Source organism: Moorena sp. SIO3B2 (assembly GCF_010692525.1).
GTDB lineage: Bacteria > Cyanobacteriota > Cyanobacteriia > Cyanobacteriales > Coleofasciculaceae > Moorena > Moorena producens.
Genome location: NZ_JAAHHE010000283.1, coordinates 3,415 through 8,101 on the forward strand (window position 1 = coordinate 3,415; position 4,687 = coordinate 8,101).

General features: G+C 43.5%; 3 protein-coding genes and 1 riboswitch. Of the genes, 2 read left to right on the forward strand and 1 reads right to left on the reverse strand.

Annotation, left to right across the window (positions count from 1 at the left end; translation table 11 throughout):
- Window positions 1-568: 568 nt before the first annotated feature.
- Window positions 569-712: riboswitch (cobalamin riboswitch) on the reverse strand.
- A 205-nt stretch (window positions 713-917) separates the two neighbouring features.
- A complete protein-coding gene (locus tag F6K38_RS31190; RefSeq protein ID WP_287358937.1) occupies window positions 918-1,868 on the reverse strand; it encodes a YihY/virulence factor BrkB family protein in 951 nt (316 codons plus the stop codon).
- Between the two features lie 383 nt (window positions 1,869-2,251).
- Here F6K38_RS31190 and F6K38_RS31195 point away from each other — a divergent pair, with 383 nt between their 5' ends.
- Together F6K38_RS31195 and F6K38_RS31200 are read left to right on the forward strand one after the other, a co-directional pair.
- The gene (locus F6K38_RS31195; RefSeq protein ID WP_287358939.1) at window positions 2,252-3,412 is read left to right on the forward strand and encodes an SAM-dependent methyltransferase; all 1,161 of its coding nucleotides are present in this window, start codon (window positions 2,252-2,254) and stop codon (window positions 3,410-3,412) included.
- Between the two features lie 556 nt (window positions 3,413-3,968).
- Window positions 3,969-4,687, forward strand: a 719-nt coding sequence (locus F6K38_RS31200) for a magnesium chelatase ATPase subunit I (RefSeq protein WP_287358941.1), incomplete at its 3' end; no start/stop codon positions are given.

Below are 4,687 nucleotides of genomic sequence, written 5' to 3' on the forward strand. Positions count from 1 at the left end.
GGTAAATGCTGGTCAATGACTGATAAAAATACTTGCAACAGTTTAGTGCTAATTACCTTGAAATACTAGGCTTTATAAGACTATCTTGAAAAAGTCTACAGTAGTGTCGTAGCACAGTTAAACTGATAGGATAAAAAGTGATAAAGCGTTGAATTTATTAATTTTTAGTCTCTTATCACTTTCTTCTTACTTAGTTACTGTCAGCGCTTTCTTAGGGGTTAGTTACTTTGTAAGCAGTAAGCAGTAAGCAGTCAGCCGTCAGCCGTCAGCAGTCAGCCGTCAGCCGTCAGCAGTCAGCCGTCAGCCGTCAGCAATCAGTGGTCAGTGCTCAGTGGTCAGCCGTTGGCCAATGGCCACTCAAGTAGCACCTCAAGTAGCGCATAAGCTGATAGCTGATAGCTGATAGCTGATAGCTGATAGCTTACAGATCAAACCTATTAAATACTTTTTACTCAACCACTAGTTCTCAAAAAGGGCATCACAAACGTTACTGGGAAATGTGGTTGCCTACTGACTAATTTTTTTGGAAATGCTACATCAGACATCATCTGTACCTCGCAGATGGATTTAACAACTGAAACCATTGGTGGGCATTCTGACTTAGAGGTCACAGACCTCATCACAGCTGCGGGACAGCGCCGGACTTGCACCGGACTTTCCCCGTTACCTCTGGTGAGTGCTCTTCACCAGAACCGATGGAACTTCAGGTAGTTTAGCACAATCTGACCTATATTATTTGTTAAATATTAATTAAGATATTAATTACGATTAATTAAGATTAATTAATCGTAATTAATTAAAGCGGTTTTTAGTTTAATGAGGTACATAGGATTTTTTACCTATTCCCTATTCCCTATTCCCTATTCCCTATTCCCTGTTCCCAGATCCGCTGTTCCCAGATCCGCTGTTCACTGTTCCTACGATCTTGGGTTATCCCTTTCCTCAAGACTAGGGAACTGCCCTACTGCCGGGAGAGGGGTAGCATGGTCATCGGGAACGATTTTTGAACCAAATATTTTAGCGTAAACTTGGGTAAATTCAGCTCCTAAAAAGATAATTTGAGAGGAATAGTATACCCAAGCCAATAAAACCACCAAAGAACCAGCAGCACCGTAACTTGAAGAAAAACTGCTTCTGCCGAGATACCATGACAATAGCCATTTACCCAAGTTAAACAGTAAGGTAGTGATAATTGCTCCAACCCAGACATCCTTCCAGGCAATTTTCACATCTGGCAAGTACTTGTAAACCAGAGCAAACATCAGGCTAAGAATACCAAAGGACACCAGCAAGTCCAGAATTGTCCAGACAAAGTCAAGTTGGTAGAGCCACAGTAAACCCAGTTCCTGGAGAAATTCGCTCTTATAAGACCTCACAGCGGATAAGGCAGTACTGATCACAGCGGATAATAGCAGAAAAAGTCCTACACCCAGCACGGTCAGAAACGAAAGAATCCGTTTTTTCAAAATACCCCAGATGCCCCGTCCTGGTTTCAGCTTCACATCCCAAATCGTATTCAAGGCATCTTGGAGTTCGCCAAATACCCCAGATGCACCGAACAACAGCACCACAATACTAATCAAGGAAGCCAACCCCCCACTAGCATCAGGCCGATTGGCATTAGTAATTGCTGTCTGAATAAACTGTGCCCCCTGTTCCCCAACCAATCCTTGGATTTGTTCTACAATCTCGCCCTTAGCCGCCTCTTCCCCAAAAATAGACCCCACAATTGCGATCGCAATTATTAGCACTGGCGCTAGGGAAAAAATCATGTAATAGGATAATGCTGCTGCTAGTCGAGATGCGTTATCCTCCTTCCATTCTTTAAACGTTTCTTTAAGCAGTCCTAAAATAGCCTTGGGATTCATCACCATCACTCCTGGTCTCATAACTCCTGGGCTTAGTTATATCGGCATCGTTCCAGTTGGAAATACCTGACAATGCCTGAGAATATTCTAGATTGACAATTGATCCCGGTTAACCAACTATGGTTTCATAAGTCAGTTAATCCTAAGCATTCACCTAATGCGCTACGCGCACGCTAGGGGAACAGCCGTCAGCTATCAGCCAAAGGCCAAGGGCTTTTACCCAGACTTTCCATTCTCATTAATCTCAAACTATTAAATTCTGCTGTTTGCGCACGCTACGCTAACGGCCCACGCTACGCTAACGAGATTTATTTTAAGCATGATAGCTGACAGCTAGTGGGGTAAGCTAATTCCATAAAAACCAATAAAATCTTAAGTTACCCATGATTGAAAACCAATTTGTAAGCAACTTCGTCTCCTCCTTATCCAAACGTGACACACTACCAATTAGCTTTGTACTTCATTGGGAAGATGGGTCAAGCACCACTATGGGAGAAGAGAAACCGATCTTGGATATATACATCAAAAATCCAGCTGGTCGAAAAGCTTTCATGTCTTTAGACGAATTACTGATACTGGAAGCTTACATCAAGGGTGATATTGATCTCGAAGGGAACTTAATCAACGCCATGTCGTTCCAGGAGCTGTTATCCGATCAGCATATTTTGCTAAAGATAGGTCGGCGACTTAAGCCCTTCTTACTTGGGCGGGAAAAATGCAATCCAGATTGGATATCAAAGCATTATGACTCCAATAATATCCAATTGTTCGCCATGGATACCGATTACAATACTTATACTCCTGGGATATATGATAAAGATGAGGATAGCCTAGAGGTTGGAGCTGAACGCAAGTTAGACTTTGCCTTTCAATCTCTTAATCTCAAACCGAATGATTCGGTACTCGATATTGGCTCTGGCTGGGGCGGTTTCCTGCGTTTTGCCGCACGCCGAAATATCCGTGTGACTGGAATTACCTTATCTAAGCACCAAAAACAGTATGTAGAAGATTTAATTGAAAAAAATAACTTTGATGCAGAGGTCAAGTATCAAGACTTTTTCTCTTTCCAACCCAGCCAGAAATATGATGGCATAGTCATGATGGGGGTAATCGAAGATTTGTCTGATTATCCTCGCGTGATGGAGCGTCTCTTGAACTATCTTAAACCTGGCGGACGAGTATATCTCGACTTTGCCTCAGACAAAGAGTCATTTGTTACGCACAGTTTTATTACCAAGTATATCTGGCCGGGGACCTTTCGGATGGTGTATATGACGGAATTTATCGATGCTGTTAGAGAATCACCATTTGAGATCCAAGCCATCTATAATGACCGTCGCAACTATTATCTTTGGGCTAAGGGTATGTATGAGCGCTGGATGGAAAAAAAAGCAGATATTATCGACAAGTCAAATGAACAAATCTGGCGCACGTTCCGGATACTTTTTGCGGCGACAGCGGGTACCATGATCCAATCATCATACTATGCGACGGCCTATCGGGTGGTTTTAGAATTACCCGAGGATCATAAGTCTTTACAATAAGTGTGGTCAGACCTAGATTCCTAGAGCAATTTTGAATTGATGGTAATCGTTTAGCTTCTAGACTTATAGCGTTTCTCATAGTAATTAGCTACACAGGTTTTTTTCCCTCTCCCCTCACTAGGAGAAAGGCTAAGCAGGTAAACAAAATTAATTACACATTTTACAAAACTCAAAGTATTACAATGTAAGGGTTACAGAGATTGGGAGTAGGTAATTAATTCTGTGTAGGTGCTTATATGTCTGCTTCCAAATCAGATTACTATTGGAGTAAGCATTCAGCTATCAGCCGTCAGCCGTCAGCTAGGAGGTAGTAAATAAGCTTACGAACGAGTATGGCTGGTTGACAATCCCTGCTCGTTTTACTGATCCGAACCAGTGCAGTTAAAGCGCCGAATCGCTAATAGCTGATAGCTGATAGCTGATGGCTGAATGCTTACCTATTGAAAAAGTCGCCCTCAAGAATTTCCCATGGGGCTAGATCAACCATAGGGAGTCGTTAAAGAGTACTATTAGACTACTATGATTTGACTCAGGGAAGTTTGACAATAGTTGCTCTATGCCCGCACTGACCACAAAACCTGCCAACCCTACCTTTCCCCTCACCGCCGTGGTGGGTCAAGAAGCTATTAAACTCGCCCTCCTCCTCGCGGCCATTGACCCTGGATTAGGAGGCGTTGCGATCGCAGGACGCCGTGGCACAGCTAAATCAGTGATGGCACGGGCAATCCACACTCTGCTCCCCCCAATTGAAGTGGTTAAGGGTTCCTTGAGTAACTGTACTCCAGAAGAAGAAGAGTTACAGGTTGACCAGTTGAAGGTTGACGGTTCTCCAGATACCGAAATCATCCCAGCTCCCTTCATCCAAATTCCTCTAGGAGTTACTGAAGACCGACTCCTGGGTTCAGTGGATGTGGAACAGTCTGTTAAACAAGGGGAACCTGTCTTTCAACCAGGATTACTTGCCCAAGCTCATCGGGGTGTGTTGTATGTGGATGACATTAACCTCCTTGATGACCAAATTGCTAATCAGCTACTGAGTGTTTTAACCGAAGGGCGGAACCTAATTGAGCGAGAAGGCATTAGTTTCCAACATCCCTGCAAACCAATTTTAATTGCCACTTACAATCCCGACGAGGGACCATTACGGGAACATTTATTGGACAGAATTGCCATTACCCTCTCTGCTGACGGTGTTTTGGCATTAGAGCAACGGGTGGAGGCAGTAGAACAAGCGATCGCATACGCTAACTCTCCCCAGCAGTTTCTGGAGGAATA